The sequence below is a fragment of the Yinghuangia sp. YIM S09857 genome (assembly GCF_051388915.1).
Taxonomy (GTDB): Bacteria; Actinomycetota; Actinomycetes; order Streptomycetales; family Streptomycetaceae; genus Yinghuangia.
This window is the reverse complement of the sequence record NZ_JBPKBH010000004.1, coordinates 59,482-80,833: the sequence shown is the minus strand read 5'-3', so window position 1 is coordinate 80,833 and position 21,352 is coordinate 59,482. Positions and strand designations below refer to the sequence as shown.

The 21,352-nt window shown below is 73.1% G+C and carries 21 protein-coding genes and 1 pseudogene; 7 read left to right on the top strand and 15 right to left on the bottom strand.

The window, feature by feature from the left end; genetic code table 11:
- Positions 1-20 precede the first annotated feature (20 nt).
- The 6 genes from ACRX5S_RS09180 to ACRX5S_RS09155 all read right to left on the bottom strand — a co-directional run bounded on the left by ACRX5S_RS09180 (position 21) and on the right by ACRX5S_RS09155 (position 5,830).
- Positions 21-1,622: a cytochrome P450 gene (locus tag ACRX5S_RS09180; protein ID WP_436772316.1), complete on the bottom strand. Its 1,602-nt coding sequence runs from the start codon at positions 1,620-1,622 to the stop codon at positions 21-23.
- Positions 1,619-2,266, bottom strand: coding sequence for a GTP-binding protein (locus ACRX5S_RS09175; protein WP_436772315.1), 648 nt, complete (start codon positions 2,264-2,266; stop codon positions 1,619-1,621). The genes ACRX5S_RS09180 and ACRX5S_RS09175 overlap by 4 nt, the downstream gene beginning before the upstream one ends.
- Positions 2,247-2,609 (bottom strand): DUF742 domain-containing protein, encoded by a 363-nt coding sequence (locus ACRX5S_RS09170; protein ID WP_436772314.1) that lies wholly within the window; start codon positions 2,607-2,609, stop codon positions 2,247-2,249. The genes ACRX5S_RS09175 and ACRX5S_RS09170 overlap by 20 nt, the downstream gene beginning before the upstream one ends.
- Positions 2,606-3,016 (bottom strand): roadblock/LC7 domain-containing protein, encoded by a 411-nt coding sequence (locus tag ACRX5S_RS09165; protein WP_436772313.1) that lies wholly within the window; start codon positions 3,014-3,016, stop codon positions 2,606-2,608. Before ACRX5S_RS09165 ends, ACRX5S_RS09170 begins: the two co-directional genes overlap by 4 nt.
- Entirely contained in the window at positions 3,016-4,650 is a 1,635-nt protein-coding gene (locus ACRX5S_RS09160; RefSeq protein WP_436772746.1) for an ATP-binding protein, read from the bottom strand. The genes ACRX5S_RS09165 and ACRX5S_RS09160 overlap by 1 nt, the downstream gene beginning before the upstream one ends.
- A 448-nt stretch (positions 4,651-5,098) precedes the next feature.
- On the bottom strand, positions 5,099-5,830 hold the full coding sequence (locus tag ACRX5S_RS09155) for an NIPSNAP family protein (RefSeq protein ID WP_436772312.1): 732 nt from the start codon (positions 5,828-5,830) through the stop codon (positions 5,099-5,101).
- A gap of 33 nt (positions 5,831-5,863) precedes the next feature.
- Between ACRX5S_RS09155 and ACRX5S_RS09150 the strand changes: the two are divergent.
- The 3 genes and pseudogenes from ACRX5S_RS09150 to ACRX5S_RS09140 all read left to right on the top strand — a co-directional run.
- Positions 5,864-6,007 (top strand): annotated as a pseudogene (locus ACRX5S_RS09150) (HTH domain-containing protein); the annotation flags it as partial.
- A 284-nt stretch (positions 6,008-6,291) separates the two neighbouring features.
- Positions 6,292-6,468 carry a WYL domain-containing protein gene (locus ACRX5S_RS09145; RefSeq protein WP_436772745.1) on the top strand — a complete coding sequence of 59 codons (177 nt, stop codon included), beginning with the start codon at positions 6,292-6,294 and terminating at the stop codon, positions 6,466-6,468.
- 4 nt (positions 6,469-6,472) lie between these two features.
- Positions 6,473-7,120, top strand: a complete 648-nt coding sequence (locus ACRX5S_RS09140) for an SMI1/KNR4 family protein (protein ID WP_436772744.1) — start codon at positions 6,473-6,475, stop codon at positions 7,118-7,120.
- Between the two features lie 15 nt (positions 7,121-7,135).
- Here ACRX5S_RS09140 and yidC read toward each other — a convergent pair whose 3' ends face one another.
- The 9 genes from yidC to ACRX5S_RS09095 form a co-directional block, all read right to left on the bottom strand.
- Complete coding sequence (yidC, locus tag ACRX5S_RS09135; RefSeq protein ID WP_436772311.1) at positions 7,136-7,897, bottom strand: membrane protein insertase YidC; 762 nt, start codon at positions 7,895-7,897, stop codon at positions 7,136-7,138.
- 140 nt (positions 7,898-8,037) lie between these two features.
- Complete coding sequence (locus tag ACRX5S_RS09130; RefSeq protein ID WP_436772310.1) at positions 8,038-8,259, bottom strand: DUF6412 domain-containing protein; 222 nt, start codon at positions 8,257-8,259, stop codon at positions 8,038-8,040.
- Positions 8,260-9,036: 777 nt separating this feature from the next.
- Complete coding sequence (locus ACRX5S_RS09125) at positions 9,037-10,038, bottom strand: SCO2521 family protein (protein WP_436772309.1); 1,002 nt, start codon at positions 10,036-10,038, stop codon at positions 9,037-9,039.
- Positions 10,035-11,108 carry an SCO2522 family protein gene (locus ACRX5S_RS09120; RefSeq protein ID WP_436772308.1) on the bottom strand — a complete coding sequence of 358 codons (1,074 nt, stop codon included), beginning with the start codon at positions 11,106-11,108 and terminating at the stop codon, positions 10,035-10,037. The genes ACRX5S_RS09125 and ACRX5S_RS09120 overlap by 4 nt, the downstream gene beginning before the upstream one ends.
- Positions 11,105-12,019, bottom strand: a complete 915-nt coding sequence (locus ACRX5S_RS09115; protein WP_436772307.1) for an SCO2523 family variant P-loop protein — start codon at positions 12,017-12,019, stop codon at positions 11,105-11,107. The genes ACRX5S_RS09120 and ACRX5S_RS09115 overlap by 4 nt, the downstream gene beginning before the upstream one ends.
- Before the next feature lie 5 nt (positions 12,020-12,024).
- Positions 12,025-13,833 (bottom strand): SCO2524 family protein, encoded by a 1,809-nt coding sequence (locus tag ACRX5S_RS09110; protein ID WP_436772306.1) that lies wholly within the window; start codon positions 13,831-13,833, stop codon positions 12,025-12,027.
- 225 nt (positions 13,834-14,058) lie between these two features.
- The gene (locus ACRX5S_RS09105; protein WP_436772305.1) at positions 14,059-14,790 is read right to left on the bottom strand and encodes an SCO2525 family SAM-dependent methyltransferase; all 732 of its coding nucleotides are present in this window, start codon (positions 14,788-14,790) and stop codon (positions 14,059-14,061) included.
- A gap of 369 nt (positions 14,791-15,159) precedes the next feature.
- Entirely contained in the window at positions 15,160-16,818 is a 1,659-nt protein-coding gene (locus tag ACRX5S_RS09100; RefSeq protein WP_436772304.1) for a type IV secretory system conjugative DNA transfer family protein, read from the bottom strand.
- Between the two features lies 1 nt (position 16,819).
- Positions 16,820-16,975, bottom strand: coding sequence for a hypothetical protein (locus ACRX5S_RS09095; protein WP_436772303.1), 156 nt, complete (start codon positions 16,973-16,975; stop codon positions 16,820-16,822).
- Between the two features lie 393 nt (positions 16,976-17,368).
- Here ACRX5S_RS09095 and ACRX5S_RS09090 point away from each other — a divergent pair, with 393 nt between their 5' ends.
- From ACRX5S_RS09090 to ACRX5S_RS09075, 4 genes are all read left to right on the top strand, one after another.
- The gene (locus ACRX5S_RS09090; RefSeq protein ID WP_436772302.1) at positions 17,369-18,454 is read left to right on the top strand and encodes a helix-turn-helix domain-containing protein; all 1,086 of its coding nucleotides are present in this window, start codon (positions 17,369-17,371) and stop codon (positions 18,452-18,454) included.
- Between the two features lie 174 nt (positions 18,455-18,628).
- Positions 18,629-19,084 (top strand): LPXTG cell wall anchor domain-containing protein, encoded by a 456-nt coding sequence (locus ACRX5S_RS09085; protein ID WP_436772301.1) that lies wholly within the window; start codon positions 18,629-18,631, stop codon positions 19,082-19,084.
- 163 nt (positions 19,085-19,247) lie between these two features.
- Positions 19,248-19,943 carry an RNA polymerase sigma factor gene (locus ACRX5S_RS09080; protein ID WP_436772300.1) on the top strand — a complete coding sequence of 232 codons (696 nt, stop codon included), beginning with the start codon at positions 19,248-19,250 and terminating at the stop codon, positions 19,941-19,943.
- Between the two features lie 704 nt (positions 19,944-20,647).
- Complete coding sequence (locus tag ACRX5S_RS09075) at positions 20,648-21,211, top strand: nuclear transport factor 2 family protein (protein WP_436772299.1); 564 nt, start codon at positions 20,648-20,650, stop codon at positions 21,209-21,211.
- Positions 21,212-21,352: the final 141 nt, after the last annotated feature.

Below are 21,352 nucleotides of genomic sequence, written 5' to 3'. Positions count from 1 at the left end.
ACTCGTTGTCCGTCGCCGGGTCAGCGGGACGATCGGCCGCGGCCGAACAGGCGCCGCCACAGGGACGGGCGCCGCTGTGGCGGTGCGGGTGCCTGGACGGGGGCCGCGGTCCCCGGGTACTCGGCGGGGGCCGCAGGCGGCGGTCCAGCCAAGGTGCCGACGGGCGGGGCGGCGTGGTTGGCCGACGGATTGACCGGGTATGCGGTCCGGCCGTCGGGGACCGCGGACGGTGCGGGCTCCGCGCTCCTGGCCGACGGCGGCTGCGGGGTGAACTCCACCGGCAGGGCGGTGAGATGCCGCGACAGCCAGGTGGACACCGACACCAGTTCGTCCTCCGGCACCGCAACCTGGATGTCCGGCAGCCGGGTCAGCAGGACGTCCACGGCGGCCTCCGTGATGGCCCGGCCGATGTCCTGTCCCGGGCATTCGTGCGGTCCGCCGCTGAACGCCAGGTGCGACCGGTTGCCGAGCATCGGCGCGCTCAGGTCGGGCCGGATCTCCGGGTCGACGTTGCCGGCCGCGAGGCCGAGCAGGAGCATGTCACCGGCGCGGATGTTCGCGTCCCCGAGCTGGGTGTCCCCGACGGCCCAGCGTGCCGGGCAGACCATGGTGGACGGCTCGTCCCACAGCACCTGCTCCACCGCGTCCGGGAGCGTCATGCGCGCCCCGGCCAGCGACGCGCGGAACCGCGGGTCGCTCAGGACCAGGCGCAGGGTGTTGCTGATGCACACCGTGGTGTTCTCGTTCGCCGCGGCCAGCAGCACGCGCAGGTGCTGCACGACCTCTTCGTCGCTCAGCTCGGCCGGGTGCTCCATCAGCCACGAGCCGATGTCGAAGCCCGGCTCCCGGCGCTTGCGCGGGACGAGCTGCCGGAGCGTCTCGACGACGAACTCGTTGCTCTCGAACGCCGTGTCCGTGCCGCGGACGAGATCCAGCACGGCCGCGGTCAGCCGCGGCCCGTACTCGTCCGGCATGCCGAACAACTGCGTCATCACGAGCATCGGCAGTTGCTCGGCGAACTGCCCGACGAGGTCCGCCTCGCCCTTGGCGCAGAACTCGTCGATGAGCTGGTTGGCGAACCGCGTCACGTGGCGCCGGACACCGCGCCGGTCCAGCTGGTTGAGGCTGTCCGTGACCGCCTTGCGCAGCCGCTGGTGCTCCTCGCCGTCCAGGAAGACCACCAGCGGCTGCCAGCCGAGCATCGGCAACAGCGGTGAGTCCTCCGGGACTTCGCCGCGCTGGACGGAACCCCAGTTGCGCGAGTCGCGGGAGAACCGGTTGGGGGTGCGCGCCACTTCGAGGTTCTCGCGGTAGCCGAGCACCAGCCACGCGGGCAGGTCGCCCTCGACCAGCACCGGGGCCACCGGGCCGTAACGGGTCCGCAGGCGCTCGTACACGCCCATCGGATCCGACTGGTGCTCCAGGCTGTTGAGCCGGACGACGTCCCCGGGCCCGACGAACGCGACGCTCGCGGCGGGCCCGGAGGCCGCGGCCGCGGGCGACCCCGCAGACGCGTCGGCCCCCGCGTGCGCCGGGCAGCCCGGCGGCGGCACCAGCGCGTCGGTCACCGCGCCATCGAACCCGGGCCCGTGCCCGGCTTCGTCCGTACGACTGCTGCTCATGGTGTCTCCGTGTGTGCGAGCGTCATCGCGTGCAAGTAGCGCGTCAGTTCGAGCAGGACGTCGCGGCTGGACGCCCGCTTGCGCGCATCGCAGTCGACCATCGGAACCCAGTCCGGGAGGTCCAACGCCTCGCGTAGTTCCGCCAGTTCGTACTGCGGGGCGTCCGGGAAGGCGTTGACCGCGACGACGAACGGCATGCGGCGGTCCTCAAGGCGGCTGATGATGTCGAAGCTGACTTCCAAGCGCCGGGTGTCGACCAGGACGACCGCGCCGAGCGCCCCGTCGAAGAGTCCGTTCCACAGGAACCAGAACCGCTCCTGGCCCGGCGTGCCGAACAGGTAGAGGACCAGGCGCTCGTTGAGGCTGATACGCCCGAAGTCCATCGCGACCGTGGTCTCGGTCTTGTCCTCGATGCCGGTGACGTGGTCGACGCCCTCGCCGGCCCGCGTCATCGTCTCCTCGGTGGTCAGCGGCCGGATCTCGCTGACCGCGCGCACCATGGTGGTCTTGCCGACCCCGAAGCCGCCGACGATCACGATCTTCACGGCCGTGGTGACCGTCTCCGGCAGCGCGTCCTGGGGACGCGGGCCGACGGGCTCGCCGACGGATGCGTCCGGGACGAGGTCAGAGGTTCTGTAGTCCATGCATCACCGCCTCAAGGAGTTCGGCGTCGGGCAGCGACGCGGCCGGGATCGGCGGCCGGGCCTCCACCCGGCCGTCGGCGAGCAGGTCGGCGAGCAGCACCATGACCACGCTCGCGGGTAAGGACAGGTACGCGGAGATCTCCGCGACGGACAGCGGATACCCGCACATCCGCACGATGGCGGTCTGTTCGGGCTGGAGGCCCGGATCGGGCGCCGACCGCGACACGATCAGCGTGACGAGGTCCAGTTGGTCGCGCGCGGCGGAACCGCTGCGGCCGCCGGTCAGGACGTACAGCCGCTCGGGCGACCCCTCTTCCCAGTCGAGTCGGCGCGGTCCGCTCATGTGCCCCGCCCGGCGGCGGTGGCCCGCGGCGGGGCGCTGAGGTGCTCGCCGATCCGTGCCACCAGGTCGCGCATGCGCTGGCCCATCAGGCCCGCGTCCACGCCTTCGTCGGCGAGCACCGCGAGGTACGCGCCGGTTCCGGCGGCCATCAGGTAGAAGAAGCCGCCGTTCATCTCGATGACGACGAGCCGCATCTGCCCGTCGCCGTTGGGAAGTTCCAGCGCGATGGCGGCGGACAGGCTCTGGAGCCCGGCGCAGGCGGCCGCGACGCGGTCGGCGGTGTCGACGTCGCAGCCGTGCTGGGCGATGCACAAGCCGTCCGCGGACAGCACGACCACGTGCCGGGTCTGCGGGACACCGTCGGCCAGGTCCTTGAGGATCCAGTCCAGATCGGCTCTCTTCTGCATCACCGCTCACCTTCACTCTTGGGCGTGCCGTCGAGCGCGTCCGCGGACCCGGTGCCGCCTTCGGCGGTCGGGGCGGCGGAGTCGCCGGTGACGGCACCATGGAACGCAGCGAGCCACAGCCCGGGTTCGGGAGCCGAGTCGATCGACGGGGACGCGGAGTCGGCCTGGGCCGACGCCGGCGGGCGCGCTCCGGCGCCCGGGGCGGGACGGCCGGCGCCGCCTCCCGGGGCCGCGTCGGACGCACCCGGCGTCCGCACCGGCGGAACCAGGCGCGGCGGACTCGCCGGAGACCGGCGCTGGCGCTGTGGCAGGCCGTTGGCGGTACGCCCGCGCGGCGCGCTCTCCACCACGGGCGGGGCCGTGCTGCGGGCCGGGCCGCTGGAGACCGTGCGGGCGGCGGGCAGCGCCTCCAGCCCCGGGGCGGCACCGGCGACCATCGACACCGGTGCGGTGGTGAGGAGTTCCTTGGGGATGACGAGGATCGCCCGGACCCCGCCGTACGCCGAAGGCCGCAGCGCGACGCGGAAGTTGTGCTCCTGCGCGAGCCGTCCGACCACCGCGAGACCGAGGCGCGGCGACTCGCCGAGGTCGGCGAGGTCGAGTCCGGCGGACGCCTCCTCAAGGAGGCGTTCGACGCGGCGCCGGGCCTCTTCCGAGAGGCCGATGCCGCCGTCCTCGATCTCGACCGCGACGCCGGACTGCACCTCGCTGGCGCTCACGCGCACGAAGGTCTTGGGCGGCGAGTAGCGCGTGGCGTTGTCGAGGAGTTCGGCCAGCGCGTGGATCAGCGGCTCCACGGAGGAGCCGACGACCGCGACTTCGGTGACCGCGGTCAGTTCGACGCGCGGGTAGTCGGTGATGCGGGAGACCGCGCCACGCAGCACGCTGTACAGCGGCACGTTGTTCTGCCACTGACGCCCCGGACGCGCACCGCCCAGCACCGCGATGCTGTCCGCCAGACGCCCGATCAGCGCCGTCCCGTGGTCAAGACGCAACAGATCACCGAACACATCCGGCTGCGCACCGTGCCGCTCCTCCATCTCCCGCAGATCAGTGGCCTGTTGGTGGACGATCGCCTGCACACGCCGCGCAATGTTCACGAACGCCCGCTGCGCCGAGTCGCGCAAGTCCTCCTCGGCCTCGACGGCTTCCGCCACGAGCCGCAGGACGGTGCGCTGCGAGGCCGCGAATTCGGCGGTGACGCCTGGGAAGTGATCGTCGGTTCTGGCCAGTTCGTGGATGATCTCGCGCGCCGACTCGCCCTGCTTGAGGCGCAGGATCGTCTTGGGCAGCATCTCGTCGGTGAGGCGCTGCTGTGCGGCGCCCTGGGCGACCAGGTATCCCCGCAGGGTCTCCGACTCGCCCTGGTGGCGGTGGTGTTGGGCGGCAGCCTCGGTGTCGAGCTGCCGGGTGAGCTGCCTTATTCGTGCGCCGCGGCGTCCCGCCACCGCGGTGGCCGCGGCGATCGCGCCGGTGGCCACGGCCAGGCACACGCCCAGGACCAGACGCGCGTCGGCGTCGGCGAGGGCGACAACTGCCGCGGAGGCCGCGGCTGATAACACGGTCGGCAGCAGCCAGGCGGTGCCGACGGGAACGGGACGTGACGGTTCGGGTGGCGACCCGACTCGGACCATGGACATCCTCGGATTCGTGCGGAGGGGCACGGAGACACGGAGAGTCGCGCAGGCACCGGCCGGACGGGCGGACACCCGGCGACGCTTGTGGCCTCGCCGACTGAACCGGCCCCGCGTACCCTCAAGGGGCTCCGGCCAGTTGGGCCGCGCGGACCTGCCTGGACCGCTTTCGCCAGGCCGTCCGCGAGGGACCGTGCGCGTCTCGCCGCCGCCGACACCACCGGCCGGCGCGCGGAAGCCCACCCTCGTCGCGTACGCCCGGCCACAGCGTGGCAGCCTGCAACAACCCCGTCATTGCGGTCGTTTGGACCCGGCCGGCACACGACCAATGGCGGTAGTCGCTGCACGTCTCGGGGCCTCCCGGAGCATAGCCCTTCCGGGTGGGCAGCGACGACTCCGCGCCAACGGTCTCGTACGCCGCCGCGAGCACATCGGCGGCGGTCGGAGGTCAGGCGGTACGCACCGGGGAAAGCCGCAGGACCTGCGGTGTATGCAGCAGATCCGCGTCCGAGAGGCCGATCTCGGACGCCCCGTGGACGGCGTCGACCTCCGGATCGACGACGGATTCCGGATGTGCGATGCACCACACGAAAACGTCCTCGCCTTCGCGAACCGGCAGGCGGGGGTACGTATTCGGGGCATGCTCGGTGCGCAGCACGGCGAGCGGCGCGGCCCCACGCGCGGTCAGCGCGGGGCGCACGCGGGTCTCGAACACCCCCGGGAAGGCGGCCGGATCGCGCGGATGGCACACGACGACCGTGACCAGCGCGGCGTGTTCGGGGACGCGTACCTCCGGACCGCGCAGCAGGAGCACGTCGTCGGAGTCGAGCATCGTGGCGTTGGCCGCTTCCCGATGCCGGGCCCAGACCGGGCCGTCGTAGAAGGCGGCCAGTTGGCGCGCCCGCGCATCCATGTCCGGGAACGACCGCAGCCACACGAACCGGTCCGGCGCGCCGAGGTCGCGGAAGCGGCCGCCGAGCCGCATGCCGACGGCTTCCTGGCCGGTCACGAACTCGCGCTCGAACAACGTGATGAGCGTCTCACGCGCACCCGGGCGCAGCGTGTACTGCCGGAGTTCCACGATGGGGTCGGCGGGCGGGTGTTCGTGGCGGGAGTCTCCCGGGTCCCCCAGCGGCGCGGGACCGCCACATTGTCCGCGCGGGCCGTCGAGTTCGTGCATGCGACGACGCTAAGGCGGGTCCACTGACACCTCATGTCAGTGGAGTGCCGCACAATATCCGGAATGCGCGCCGCCCGCCTCGTCTCGCTGCTCCTGCTCCTCCAGGACCGGGGGCGCCTGACCGCGAGTCAGATCGCGTCGGAGTTGGGCGTGTCGGTGCATACCGTCTACCGGGATGCCGAGCACCTGGCTGCGGCCGGCATCCCGCTGTACGGCGCGGCCGGGCACGCGGGCGGCTTCCGGCTGGTGGACGGCTACCGCACGCGCCTCACCGGCCTCACCGCCGACGAGGCGCGGGCGGTGTTCCTCGCCGGGCTGCCCGGCCCCGCCGCCGAACTCGGCCTCGGCGAGGTGCTGGCCGCCGCCCAGCTCAAGCTGCGGGCGGCGCTTCCACCCCAAATGCGGCCGTACGCCTCTCTCATGCAGCGGCGCTTCCTCCTCGACGCGCCGGGCGCGCCCGCGTGCCGATCGAGTCGATCGATCACGCGCACGGCGAGTTCCTGCGGCTCGGCGCCAACGTCGAGGTGCTGGCGCCCGCCGAGCTCCGCGACCGCGTCGCCGCCACCGTCCGAACGCTCGCACGGCGGTACGCGGCGACCGCGAAATCGCGTGGCGGCGGCGCGGGGTCGGCACAATGACCGCATGGTCGAGAGCAATCCCGAGTTGGTCACCGCGTCGTGGTCGCGCATCGACGCGTGGCTGAGCGCCCACGCACCGGCGAGCCTGGCCCGGCTGGGCCCGCCGGCGGATCCCGCGGCCGTGGCCGCCGCCGAAGAAGTGCTGGGCAGTGCGCTGCCCGCCGAGTTGGCCGCCTCGCTGGCGTGCCACGACGGCATCGAGCCGGAGCGCCACATCTTTCCGGAGATGGACCTCCTGTCGGTCGCCGGGGTGGTCGACCAGTGGGAACTGCGGCTCCAGGTCGAGGCGGAGCTGTTCGGCGACGACGATGACGACGACCTTCCGCCGGAGGACGGCGACCCGTTCTGGCACCGCCTGTGGATCCCGGTCGGCCACTTCCAGGGCGACCTGGAGGTGATCGACATGCGTCCGGGCCCGGGGCGCGGTCGCCTGGGCTGGGTCTCGCACGACGGCTCCAGTTCCTTCGACGGGGCCGAGACCCTGGGCGCGTTCTTGCGGGCACTCGCCGACACGCTGATGACCGGCCGCCAGCCGGACCCCGGCCGCTGGGACGATCCGCTGGTCAGCCCCGACGGTGAACTGCACTGGTGGGGCATGCCGCGCGACGCCGAAGGCTGGTCGCCCGCACCGGCCGGGATCCCCGGGACGTAGCCGGACCGCGCCCGGTCAGGCCGGACGCACCTTCATCCGCGCGCGGTGCTCGGCGAGGCGGCGCAGGAGGGGGCGTTCGGCGGCGGTCCAGGCGGAGCCGGTCAGGACGTACATGCCGGCCGCGAGCGGGGCCAGCGCCACGGTGGCGACGGTCGCGAACGGCAGGTACCGCAGGAGGCCCGCGGCGGGCGGCGCAGGCTGCCCGGCGGTCGCGGCGCGGCGGACGGCGGCCCCGGCCTGGCGGAAGTGCGCGTACGCGACGCCGACGGCCAGCACCAGCATGACCGCCGGGACGATGCCGTGCGGTCCGCCGAGTGCGGCGACGGGGTGCGCGGAGAGCGGGATCCCGGCGAAGGCGTGGCCGAGCAGTTCGTCGCCGGTGATCAGGTGGTACAGCAGGAACAGCACGGGAACCTGGGCGATTGCGGGCAGGCACCCGGCGAACGGGGAGACGCCCTCGGCGCGGTGCAGGGCGAGGATGTCGCGCTGCAGGGCCGCGGGGTCCTGGCGACGGCGGCGCTCGTGACGCCGCCGCAGCTCGCGCACCTGCGGCGCGAGGCGGGCCCGGCCGGCCTGGGCGCGGGCCTGGGCGTACGAGAACGGTACGAGGGTGATGCGCACGCATACCGTCACCATGACCACGGCGGCGGCCACGGCACCGGTGCCGAACATCGGCGCGAGGAAGTCGACGAAAACGGAGAAGATCGATCCGGCAAGATCGAGCGGGCCGTCGAGCATGCCGGATGCGAAACGGTAATCGGTGGAGCCAGTGGACATAGCGGGGCCTTCCGGGCGTCAAGGGTTATAGGACGCAGCGGACGACCGCAGGATTCCGAAAGCGGCAAGGCGCGGCTGGGCGTGCACCGGCGCGCGGTACATGGATAACGCGGGTGCGCCGCGGGGACAGGCTTCCGGCTCTACGCGGACGTCAGGGCCGCACGGCCCGGAGCCCGCGGACGTCGGCGCCCCTTGGCGTCGGGGTCCCGCAGAGGCAGGAACGCCAGGCGGACCGCGAGCGCGCGGAAGACACCCGCGCGCACTCGTGCGAGTCCGCGACGGGCGTCGGTGGCGCCCCCGCGTCCGGCCACAACCGTCGAAAGCGCGGCGAAAACCGCCGTGAACGCGATGATGATCGCCATGAGCCCAGGCACCTGCGCCTCGGCCCCCGGAGCACCCCCGGCAACCAGATCCTGCGCAAGCCCGGGAAGCAACACGACCCGAACAACCTCAGCCACCAGCGCGGCCCACCACTCCTGCACTGGGCCTCCCTCCGGCACGGTCGCAGGTCTCCACGGACCGCATCAGCATCGCATACGCAGCTGTCCGCCACGTGTCGCCGCACGAACGGGGAAGGACCCCGCCCGGCTCTGCGCCACAGGGGGTGTCCGGCGGTCCCCCGGCACCCGACGCGACCCGACCGCGCGGAAGTGACGTGGCGGAACGGCGACGGAACGACGAGGCGCAACGGCAGACCGCTGCACCGAAGGTCCCACTCACTCGCCACCCGCCCCACCAACCACACCGAGCTCTCCCCGACCCGGGCGATCGCTTCGCCGAGGTCACGCATGGAGGACGCCACCCCGTGCAGTTCGGCACCACACCCGTCACGGCCGAACCGGCCCGCCCGGTCGAATCCGCTCCACCGCGCCGTCACGCTGACGTCGCGGCAGGGCGGTACGAGGTGGCAGCGCCGCGACACGACACCGCCCCCAACCCGGCCGTCGGGCGCCCGGCTCGCCCGGCTCGCCCGGCGGGACGTCCCCGGCCACCGCGCCGTGACGGCGATGGCACCGTCGCGTCCACGACCGCCACCGCCACGCGCGCCCCACCTGCCCGCCCGCTCGGCGTTCGCGCCGAAGCCGCCTGCCTGGCACGCGCACGTGCGCCGACTCCCGCACTGGGCGGAGCGCGGTGGGCTATCGGTGGTGGGTGCCGTTCGTTATCGTTTGGGGGATTGCGGGCGCTTGGGGGCGTGTGGGGGGTGGGCGGCGGGTCAGGCCTTCGAGGATGTTGAGCGACATCGAGTCTCGGATGCGGTCTACGCACGTCTGCCACTGGCGGGTGAAGCCGGGGCGTTCCTCCAGGTCCTCCCATACCGCCAGGAGCTCCGCGCGGATGTCGGTGCCGGGCGACCACAGGTGGATCAGGTGGTGGACGGCAGGCCGGATGCGGTGGAGGGAGGCGGTGTCCGCCTGGCCGCCCGCGCGGTCCGCGGCTTCGGCGAGGACGCTCAGCAGCCAGTCGTGCAGCGCCAAGTCCTCGCACAGGGCCGCGATTTCCGCCGCGTCGGGGAACCCGTCCGCGGGGAGCCGGAGTTCGAGGGTGCGCTCGGTGGTGCCGAAGAGGGTGAAGGTTCCGCCCGGCCGACTGCCGGGCACGGCGACGGCGGACCACCGCAGTTGGGTGCGTCGGGCGCGAAACGTCGGCTGGTGGTCCAGGGCCGCGGACCGCTGCACCTGGGCCAGCAGGCGGTCGGAGACGGCACCGGGGGCGAGTTCGGCGTCCGGAGGGCGGGTTCCCGGGAAGCCCTTGGCGAGGTCGTCGGTGCGGGCGCGCCCGATCACCTCGACGGTGCCGAGCCGTTCGAGGTAGTGCGCCCACGGGAGGCGCCGCGTGCCGCCCGGCACCAGCGTGCCGCGGGTGGAGGCCTGGAGCACGCGTCCGCCCGTCACCTTGGCCCGCGCCAGGAGCGTGCCGACGCCGCGCGACTTCGCGGCGGAGCCGGTGCGCACCGGGCTGTCGACCGCCTCCACCACGTCCGCCGACACCGCGCGCGGCACCGGACGTTCGGCCGTGCGCACGTGAGCCCCGTGCGCGAGTCGCGCCAGCATCGCCTCGACCCCGGTTCGGCCCAGCGGCCGGGAGTTCATGAGCAGCGCGGTGCGCACCTCGCCGACGACGAGCAGCGGCGGGGTCACGTGCGGCCCCCGCGGAAGGCGCTGTCCCCGTCGGCAGGGTCGCCGCCGACGAAGGTGTACGCGATCCTGCCGGTGGGGTCCCTCGGGAGGAACACCCCCTCGGCGGCCGCCCGTCCGACGGCCTGGTCGCCGACGACGGGGTCGACGGCGGTGTGCCCGAGGATGAGCCGCACCGCGTGCTCGATCGGCAGGAAGCGCGTGCCCAGCACCGAGAACGTCCGGTACGCGGCGAACGGCGCGGCGGCCGGGTCGAGCCGGACCACCGCCGGGAGGTCGTCCCAGTCGCGCGGGAACTCCGGTGCGGTCCAGGGCACCGGCGGCAGGACCGGGGCGCCGCGGTCGCGGAGCAGTCCCAGGCGCAGCAGTTGCCACACTGCCGCGAGGAACGGGCAGGACCATAGGCGCAGTTCCCCGTCACCGCCGGGTCCGGGCTTTTTGCCTCCCCAGAGTTCGACATCCAGGAACACCGAGTGGTTGCGGGCGCCGATCTCGCGGGGCGGGCGCCAGCCCTCGCGCGGCGCCATGGCCTCGGTGTCGCTCCCGGACGGCGTCCGTAGGCCGTTGCACAGCCATCCGGTCTCGTGCGCGGGCGGACGCCTGCCGTTGGTCCCCTCCAACGGCGCCGGTACCAGCCGGGCTTCGAGGAGGGACGCGGGTCCGGGGTCGGAGCCGGAGTCCGCGCATCCCGATTCGCGGGCGAGGTAGTCGATGCGCAGCCCCGACTCCTCCGCGGCGCGCAGGAGTTCGGGGATCACCTCGGCGGGCGTGGAGAAGCGGGTGAAGTAGTCGTCGATCAGGAAGCACGTGCTCACACGCGGCCGGGTGCCCGGCGGCGCGGCCGTCGCGCGTGCGGCGGCGACCCACGGCGCGACGGCCGCGAAGTGCGCGCGCAGGCGCTCGGCTCCGCGGGCGAAGTCCTCCATGTAGAGGTGTCCGAGCTCGATCGACAGGTGGGCGTACGGGATCGACTCGGTCGGTGCCTCGGCCGACCACTCACGGAACACCGTCTCTTCCGGTGCCTTGTCAGGGAGTTCGGCGCCGCGGACGCCGCCGCGCCGGGTGCCGCTCACAGGACCTCCCAGGATTCCGCGTCGGACAGGGCCAGCGCGAGGTCGCGCAAGGCGTCCACCGTCTCGCGGTTGGCGACCCGGCTGACCATCGCGTCGGCATCGGTGAGGAGTTGCTCGCGCCACTGGAGCACCGGGTCGAGCGGGATCGAGCCGAGCAGGTTCGTGCGGCCGAGCCGGTGGCCGGCCGCGAGGTCGTGCAGTTCGCGGTCGCAGGCCACGAGCCATTCCGCCTGGGCTGGGCGGACGGCCGCGCCGAGTGCCGGGCCGGACTTCGGAACCGCGGCGCGGACGTACCGGATGCGGTCGGCCAGCGCGGCGTGCTCGTGGCCCATGGCGGCCCCGGCGGCGAGGATGCCGCGTTCGCCGTGCACCAGGTCCGCGGTGGCGACGATGTGCTGCCGCGTCCAGCGGTGGAAGACCAGCCACCGCACGTGCGTGTCCCGGAACTCCGGCCGCGCGATGGTGCGCAGGGCGAGGTCGATCGCGTACGACCGGCCCGCGCTCAGGTCCACGAACGTGACGTCGAACTCCTCCTCCAGGCGCAGGAACAGCTCGGCGCATGGGCCCACCGAGGCGTCCTCGGCGGCGAATTCGCCCCCGCCGACGTCGCCGGGAAACAGTTCCAGGCGGCCGCACGACGGCGGTCGCATGCGCAGCTCCTGCCGCCGGGTGTGCGCCCACACGTCGATCTGGCGCGGCTCGCCGCCGCGTCCGCGCAGGTACGTGTGCAGGCCCGAGCCGCCCGCGCGGTCCGAGACGTCCAACTCGAAGACGGCTTTCGCGGTCGGGGACCCGAAGTCGAAGTCGACGTAAGCGACGTCGTCGCCGAGCAGCGCCCGGCGGTAGGCGATGTTGGCGCACGTGACCGTGCGGCCGGTGCCGCCCTTGTCCGAAGTGGCGAAGACCAGCATGCCGTTCAGCCCCTCCCCGCCTGCTCGCGTGCGGCGCTCAGTTCGTCCAGTCGGCGCAGCGCGTCGGCGGCCAGCGAGACGGCCACACCGGGGCGGCGTGCGGCCTGGTCTCGGGATCGGGCCAACACGGCGGCTACCAGGTGGAGTTCTGCATCGGTGGAAGTGGTGGGTGTGGCACGGGTCAGCATCTCGCGCGCGAACAGGTGGTCTGCCTCGCGGATCATGTCGGCCGCGAGTTCGGCGAGGCGCCGACTCGGTGCGAGGTCGGCGGCGATGCCCGCGGCCGCGACGACAAGCACCTCGACGACACGTTCGGTCATGCGCCAGGAGAGTTCGGCCGGCCGGGCGGCGGCCGCGGGGTAGATGCGGCCGGGGTCGTCCCACAGGCCCGCGGCGGGGCCCGCGTCCAGGCGGCGTCCCCATACGTGGTCGCCGAGCGTGTCGGCGAGGGCGAGCATGGTGTCGCGGTGCTCGACGTTGCGGGTCAGCGCGGCGACTTGCAGGGTGCGCTTGAGCAGCGCGGGGGCGAAGTCGGTGAAGGTCCAGCCCAGGGGCGGGCCGAGGCGGTCGGTTCCGGGAAGGGGGGTGACCAGGCCGGGGCTGTGCAGGGCGATCGCAGGGTCGCCGGGAAGGGCACGACGTGTGAGTCGGGCCCTCCCCGCGAGCTCACCCAACACGAGGACGAGGGGCGCGAGTTCGTGCGAGGGCGGGGGTTCCTCCGGGTCGCCCTGGCGCATCAGGTTGTGGATGACGATGGACGCGACGTGCAGGGTGCGGTAGTCGGAGTCGTCGCCACCGCGCCACGGGATGTCCTGGAGCGGCCACGCGGAACCGCCGAAGCGGGCCAGGGCGCTCCAGTAGCGCTGCGCCAACTCCCAGCGGAGCATGAGCTGTTGGGCGAGGGCGAGCTGTTCCCGATTGAGCAGTCCGGGCAGGAGTGTCTGCCGCGAGGAGAACAGGTCGACGATGCCGTCCATGGCGGCGACGGTGAAGTGCAGGGACGGCTCCGGCTCGGCGTGGCTGCCGGGGCGCCCGGCGGTGCGGACGCGGCCCCAGGCCCAGCCGCAGGAGAACAGCGTGGTCTCGTCGTCCAGCGCGGGCGGGCCGTCGCCGGTGGCGCCCAGGCCGCCGAGCCCGGTGCGGACGGGGCGCAGTTGCGCAAGCAGCTCGCGAACGCGGCGCGAGTCCGGCGGGCCGTCGCGGAGCACGGCGCCGAGCAGTGTGCGGCCCTTCGCCGAGTCGGGGCGGAAGGCGTCCGCGACAAAGGACTCGCACAGCGCGTTCATGGCATGGGTGAGCCGGGTCGACGCCGCGCCGCGAAGTGCCGCCAGGCGTTCGAGGGTCGGCGCCGCCCGTACGCGTGACTCCCGTTCGCGCACGAAGGCCAGCACCGAGAGCGACAGCGTGACCGCGATCGAGAACGACTCGACGGTCTCCAGCGCCTGCTGGTCCGGGGTCGGGGTCTCCGCCGGGTCGAGGGCGCGCAGCGGCCCGCCGGCGAAGAGCGGTCGGCCGTCCTTGTCCGTGTAGGCCGCGAAGTACTCGGTGCACACCTCGGTCACGGTGTGCGGAATCCCCTTGTGGTCGCCGAGCGTTGCCAGGGCCGCGAGGACGTCGGGACCGGTGGTGTCCGGGTCCGCGAAGCCGAGGCCGGGCATGCGCATCGCCGGGTAGAGCAGGCACACCAACTGCTCGGCGTCGCGCAGGGAGTCACCGGAGGGCCAGGCGTCCGCGTCGGGGTCGAAGCGCGCGGCTATACGGGCGGCGAGGACCTTCCACAGGTCGAGCAGCCGCCGCCGGGGCAGATTGGTCACGTACGCAAATCCTCGTTCCGAGTTACTTCCACGGCACTTCCCGCATCATGTCCCGACGCGCGCAGCGCGGGCCTCACACAAGCCACTTCACGCGGACCAGTGCGGGACGTGGCCAATTCGCGCGGCCGGGGGCCCGCGAGCCGGTCGGTACCGGCGTCGCGGGAGTCGGTCACTTCACGGGGTGCCCGTCACACGGCGTGCCCGTCGCACTGCACGGCTCGCCGGTCACTTCACGCGGCCGAGTGCCAGCAGCATGCCGGTGTAGCCGTCGCGCAGCGGGGCGTCGCCTGACTCGATGCGGGCCACGTCCAACTCCGTGGTCAAGTGGCCGAGGGCAGCGGAGACTTCGGCGGCGTCCACGGCAACAGCCGGGTAGTTGCGGCCACCGACGGCGTAGCCCCGCGAGTTCTCCATGAACGCGACGGCGAACGGCGCGCCGGGCCGCAGCAGTTCGCAGAACCGGCGGAGCGCGAGCCGGAATTCGGCGACGGACGTGGAGAACGACTCCGCGACGAAGAACATCGTGCCGATGTCGTACGGCGCCCCGGTGTCCGCTCCGGCCAGCAGGTCCGCCTGCCGCACCGCTGCCCGCTCCGCCAGTGCGGCGCGCGGGTCCGCGAGGCGGCGGTACTGGGCGTGGACCGCGAGGACGTCCCAATAGGCGTCCCAGATCGGCGAGTACCCAGCGGTCTGTCGCTTGAGCCAGTCCAGATTCGAGGAAGAGTGTTCGAGGAAGGTGATCTGCTCGCAGAACGGCAGCATGCCCAGCGCCGGATAGAGGTTCGCGCCGGCGCCTACGTCGACGCCGCGCATTCCGGGGCGGGGCTCGGTGCGGCGGAAGAACTCGCCCATTTGTTCCAGGATTTGCCGGTCGGCCGGGGAGAGCCGGGCGTAGTTGCGGGCGACGTAGTCGTCGGAGTCGAACACGTCCCAGTCATAGGCGGCGTTGTCGGACATGTGTCTCTCCAGGGGCGTTCGGGCGCGGCATCGGACCGCGCGGCGGGTGGTGGGCGTGTGGCTTGGTCGGGTGGCCCGGGAAGCGGGTTTGTGAACCGTCATTCGCAAACCGTCGTTCATGAACCAACATTCATGAACCGTCATTCGCGAAACGTCATTCATGAACTCTCATTCATGAACTGTCATTCATGAACCCGCAATCCTGAACCGGCAAGCATGAACCCGAGTTTGCGAACGGGCGTTCGCGAACCAGGGTTTGCGCAATCGAGGTTTGTGAACCCGAATTCGGAAACCCGGATTTGCAAACGGCTGTTCGTAAACCGGAGGCCGAAGCCCCGGACCGACACGGCAGGCGCAATCGGACGGCGATCAGCCTCCAGGCGGCGGCGACCCACCCCCTGGGCGGGGCGCGTACCGGGCGATCGAGTCGCGAATCCGGCCCGCGTACGGGCCCTCCCACCACGGGATCGTCCGCAGCAGAACGGGTTCCCCGCCGCTGAGTTGCGCCCACGCGCGGCCTCGCGGCATGGCGCCGAGCACGGCTTCGTCGAGCACTTCCTCGCTCCGCGAGGCACGGGTGACCGACCGCGTGAACAGGTCGAAGCCCGACCACGACACCCGGTGCGTCGGGGCCTCGAAGCGCGGTGAGATCTTCGAAAGGTCGCCGAGGAAGCCCATGTCGGCCGAGCCGCCCCCGTACACCCGTACGTTGGCCGCGCCCCACATCGCCGCCATGCCCGTCTGCCCCCACACCCCGACGCCCTGCGCCCACGACTGGAGGATCGTCATCATCACGATCCCCCGGGACCCGTAGTGCGTGTAGAGCGAGGGGAGTTCGGGCCACGGGCAGACGTTGGCGGCCTCGTCGAGCACGAACACCGCCGGAACGGCCAGCCGTCCACCACGCGACTCGATCGCCCGTCCCTCGAACGCGTAGGCGAGCGCCGAGGTGAGGGTCAGGACGAGCGGCGCCGCGAGCCGGTTCGTCTCCTCGGACAACAGGTAGATCGTGCCGTTGTCGTGCTCGCTGAACTCGGTGTGCCGGAACTGCGGGCGTGCCGGACCCTCACCTGGCGTCACCCACCGCGCGATCTCGGGTGCGGCGAGCGGCGAGGCGATCTGCGCGGCGACCCCGTACACGCCCGCGCGCTGCTCGGCGGGCGTGTGCAGCACCGCCTGGACGGAATCGGCGACCAGGTCGTGCCCGGCGTCCCGCAAGATGCGGGCCGGGGTGTCGTCGCCGGGGCGCCGCAGCCACGTCAGGACGTCGGTGATCGGGAGCTCCGCCGCGGACGCGGCGAGCAGCAGGGCGGCGAACAGATCCTGGCCCGCGGGCTCGAAGTACCCGTCACTGCGCAGGTGTGCGGGGCGCGTCGCGCTCGCGAAGAGAGACGCGGTGATCATCGCGCGCGGCACCGAATTGTCCACGAAGGTCAGCGGGTCCCACCACCAGCGCGGCGGTTCACCCGCCTGGTTCTGCGGGTCGAACACCCAGACGGGACCGTTGCGTTCGCGCACCCCGCGCGTGGCGTCGACGACGTCGCGCTTGTTGGACGTCACGACGACCGCGCCGGGCGCCGCCACCACCGAAGGAATCGCCCGGGTCGCGGTCTTGCCGGTACGCGGCCCCCAGATGTCCATGTGCATGTCCTCCCACGATCCCCACACATCGCGGCCGCCGCGCACCGAGCGCCCGATCTTGACCCCCGGCGTCGCAGACTCCACACCGAGGCGGGCGGCGGACGCACGGACCCCGCGCGTCGTGGACACGGGCAGGTCCCGGGGCTGGGCGAGGAAGCGCGCGGTGCGGTCGATCGCGGGGCGGTTCCGGGAACGGCGTACGAACAGCGCCGCCACCACCACGACCGGTGCGGCGATCGCGGCGACCACGCCCAGCGCGGCCCACACGCCGATCCGGACGGTGAGCGCGGCGATCATGCCGCCGAGCGCGGCCAGGATCAGGACAAGAGCCAGAACCGTGGGCAGCCCGTTCTCCGACGGCCCCCGCCGCCTCAACGTGGCCGGCACGTCAGACCTCGCCTTGGGCGCCCCCACCCCGGCTGCCGCCTCGGACCCAGCCGCCGTAGGCGAGACCGCCATAGGCGAGAGCACCCCGGCCGCCGCAGTGCGGGCGAGCGGCCTCCGTTCCGGTGCCGGGGCCGAGGTCGACCGTGGTCGTGCGCATGCGCGTCCCTTCATCTGTCGCGGGACGCGTGATCGCGCACGCCATGACGCACACCGCCTCCGCGTCCCGCGACGGACGAAGGAAGGCGCGTGCGCCCGTGGAGTGTTCGGGAGGCTGCGCCCGGACCACGGCGGATGCGCCGGGCGTCACGCGGCGCATTCGCCGAAGCAGGTGCGCACCGGCCGAATCCCGCCGCCCATGCTCGATTCGCGCCACCGCACGAATTGGCCGTACACGCACCGCCTCTGTTCATTTCGCGCACGGAACGCGGGAAGTCCGCGGCGAAAGGACACAGTTGGCGCTCACTGGCCTTCCCGCGGCACGGTGTCGCGCCGGTCCCTACCATCACCGGTCGTCAACGCCCGTCCTCTGCACGACAGAAGGGCCGAAACGGTGATCCGTCCCCTGATCCCGGTCACCGCCGCGTCGCCGCGGCCCCTCACCGGCCGGACCGCGCACGGTGTCAGGCGCCACACCATCGGCAGGACCCTCTACAGACCCGTGCTGCGCCCGGGGCCGCACCGGCTCGGGGCCGCGGTGACGGACTTCGACGTCTGGCGTACGTCGCTCCGCGAGAGCATGGTCGCCGTCGACGCCACCCCGGTCGGCGACACCGGCCGGACCGAGTACTCCGGCTGGGTCTACACGCTCAACCTCGGCGCGGTCCGGATCGCGGACGCCGCCTCCTCCCCGGTGCGGGTGTCGCGGACGCCGCGCCTCATCGCCGCGGACGCGGCCGACACCTACCAGTTGTCGATCGCGCGGCGGCCGAGCGAGGCCGAGCAGGCCGGTCACCGGGTCCGCCTGCGGACCGGGGACGCGGTGTTCCTCGACGCCACGCAGCCGTCGACCGTGGTCACCGACGCCGTCTTCGGCCACCAGGTGATCGTGAACCTCCCGCGCGCCGAACTGCGGCGGTCCGTGGCAGTGGACACCGGCATGCTCGGCCGGGCGATCCGCGGCGACCACCCGGGCCTGCGGGTGCTGAGCGCGTTGATCCACCGCCTGGGCCACGAATCGCCGCGGATGACACCGGAGTTCATGGCCGAGATGGGGCACACGGCGACCGAACTGGTGGCCTCGCTGCTGCGGGCGACGGCGGAAGGGCGCGCGGGTCTCGCCGACTCGCACCTGTCCCGCGCCGCGCAACTGCTGCGCATGCGGGACTTCGTCGAACGCAACCTCGCGGACCCGGAGCTGTCCCCGCACACCCTGGCCGACGCCTTCGGCGTCTCACTCCGCTACGTCGAGACGGTCTTCCACGAAACCGGTGACTCCCCCGCCCGCTTCATCCGCGAGACCCGCCTCGACGCCGCCCGCCGCATGCTGGCCGACCCACGGCAACGCCACCGCTCGATCGCCGCGGTGGGAAGATCGGTAGGCCTGGTCAACGCCAGCGCCTTCTCCCGCACGTTCAAGGGCCGGTACGACATCTCCCCAAGGGGCTACCGAAACCTGAGCACCCCGCCGACGGCGTAGCGGGACCGGCCACAAGCGCGGTCGCCGGGCGGTCGGACGCGATACCCCGGGTCGCCCGCGAGGGCTGGGCCGGGGAAAAAATGCTCCTCTCAAAGGGAACCTGTGCGGGACTCGCGCGTCTGGACCTCCGTACCGCGTGTCCCGCGCGGTACGGAATCTGTGAGGAGCCCGGACTTGTCCCTTCCCCTTCGCCGTCGCCCCGGCCGCCGTTCGCGCGTGCGTGTCGGTGCGGTGACCGTTCTCCTGTCGGCGTGCACGCTGCTCACCGCGGGCGCGGGTGCCGCGTACGCGACCGGCACGCCCAGCCCGGTCCCCAGCCCGTCCGTCCCCCCGAAGGCGCCGCCGACCGATCTCTCCGCCTCTCCCAGCGCGCCTCCCACCTCGGCGCCGAAGCCCGCCACGCCGCCGGCGTCCCCGAGCGTCTCGGCCCCCGTCCCGGCTCCGGCGACCCCGCAGCCCTCGGCTCCGGCTGTCGCAACCCCGACCCCGAGCCCGACGCTGCCCACCGAGCTGCCGCGCACCGGCTCCGGCACGTCGCCGGTGGTGTACGGCGGAGCGGGTGCCGCGTTCCTCGCCGTCGGCGCCGGGGGCGTCTTCCTGGCCACCCGCCGCCAGTCGGCCGGCGCCTGACACCCGGTCACGGCACCGCGGGATGCGCGCCGACGCGTGCGCGTCCCGCGGTGCAACCGTGGGCACGGCCCCGCACGTACGACATATACGGCAGGCCCGGGAACGGGCCTTTCGGGACGCCGCCATCGGCGTCCCCGCCCCCTTCCGGTCCATCGAGGAGCGCATGAGCACGGAGAACACGCTGTCGCGGGCATTCGGGACGCCGAGCCGGGCGTTCCTCCGACGGCCTCCCCGTACGCCCGCCCATGACATGGCCGGCGTTCTGCTGCGCATCGGCCGCGAACTCGCCGAGCACCACGAGGGCCTTCGTCCCCCCGTCGCCGAACTGCCGACCGCCGACGTCCTCTCAGCCGTCGCCGTCGCACCGCCCGGCGGGCTCACCATCGCCGACCTCTACCACGCTCACCGCGTCGAACTCGTACGCCTGGCCGCGCTGCTCGTGGACGACGTCGACGCCGCGCAGGACATCGTCCAGGACACGTTCGCGGCGACATACCGGCGCTACGGCGTGCGGCTGACCGGTATCGACGACCCGCTGCGGTACCTCCGCCGCGGCGTGGTGAACGGCAGCCGCTCCCTGCTGCGCCGACGCCGGACCGCCCGGGCCTGGGTGCCGCCCCACCTGCCTCCCGCACCCTCTCCCGAGGAGGACGCGATGCGCGCCGAGTCGGACCGCGAACTCCGCGACGCCCTCGACCGGTTGCGGCCCCGGCAGCGCGAAGTGCTGGTGCTGCGCTACTTCGCGGGGCTGAGCGAGGCGGACATCGCGCGTACGCTCCGCGTCCCGCAGGGCACCGTCAAGTCCACCGCGAACCGCGCCCTCAAAGCGCTGCACCGGATGTTGGAGCCGACCCGATGACGTCGAACCGTGAACTGGGCACGCTGGAAGACCGGGTGCGCACGCACCTGCGGCACCGGGCCGCGGGCATCACCGCGGACACCCTGCGTCCGGCGCAACCGCCGGTACCGCCGCCGGGTGCGGCGCCGAGGTTCCGGGGTTGGCGAAGGCCCGTGCTGCGCTGGGCGGTTCCGCTGGCCGCCGGGATGTCGACGGCGCTGGCGGCGTTCGCGTGGGCGGTGCTTGCGCCCGCCCCGGGCACCGCGACCGACCCAATTCCCTTGCCCCCGGCGCAAATCGGTCCGGGACCGACGGGAAGCCCGCTACCGTCGCCCGCACCTTCGTCTTCGCCGTCGTCCTCGCCCTCGCCCTCGCCGATGACCCCGTCCACGCCGGCACTACCGGCCAAGCCCTCGGCCCCGCAGTCGACGGCGCCCACGCCGGAAGGCGCGGGCATCCTGTCGCCCTCCCCCTCATCGCCCGGCTCCGCGGCCACCGTCGCGCCCGGCAACGTACCCCGCGACGTGCCCACCAACGCGCCCGCCACCGCCCCCGGCACGGCACCCGCCGTCCCGCCGCCGAACCCGGCGTACCCCGACACTCGCCCGTCGGCCACGCCCAGCCCGTCGGCGCCCCCGTCCGACCAGAACCGATCTTGAACCCGTCGGCCGTCCCCGCCAACATGCTGACGAACCATCAGATCAGTTCGCCGCGGAGGCCGACCCATGCTCATCGACCCGACCATCACCTGGCGCCTGGCCGAGGAGCGGATGGCCGCCGAGACCGATCCACGGCGCCGCGCCGTGCTGGCCACGATGATCGCCCACATGCGCGCCGAGGCCGCCGCGGACGTCGACGCCATCATGGCCACCGTCTCGCCGCACGCCTGCTACCACAACCTCGGCGCCAGCCCCGTCGACCGCGCACCTAAGGACCCCGCCGAGATCCGGGCGTTCTACCAGCGCCTGGCCGACGGCGACTGCTTCCGCCAGGCCCTGGACGTGGAGACGATCACGCTCGACTGCGACACGGCCTTCATCCAGGGCCGGATGCGCATGGCCTACCCGGGACGCATCGTGGCCGCGATGGGCCGCGACGTCGACGACCCGGCGGCGTACTACCTGTACGAATCGCGCATGGCCATCTTCTGGGCCTTCGACACCGACGGCTTGGTCAGCGCCGAGGACACCTACCCCACGGGCGACGGCTTCGCGGGGCTGCGCAAGCTCGCCGCCGAGGAGGTCCCGCCCGCGCCGTCCGCCGCCTATCTGGACGCGCCGCCGCGCTGACCCGCGCAGTCCGAACCAACCGCCCGATGCCGGACCGGACGGACGGCGAGAGCGACCGGTTCGTCCGAACCGAGCGCGCCGGACCGACCGCGCCCGGCACACGGACAGGCAAGGGGAGCCGGGTCCGACCGGACGGGACCC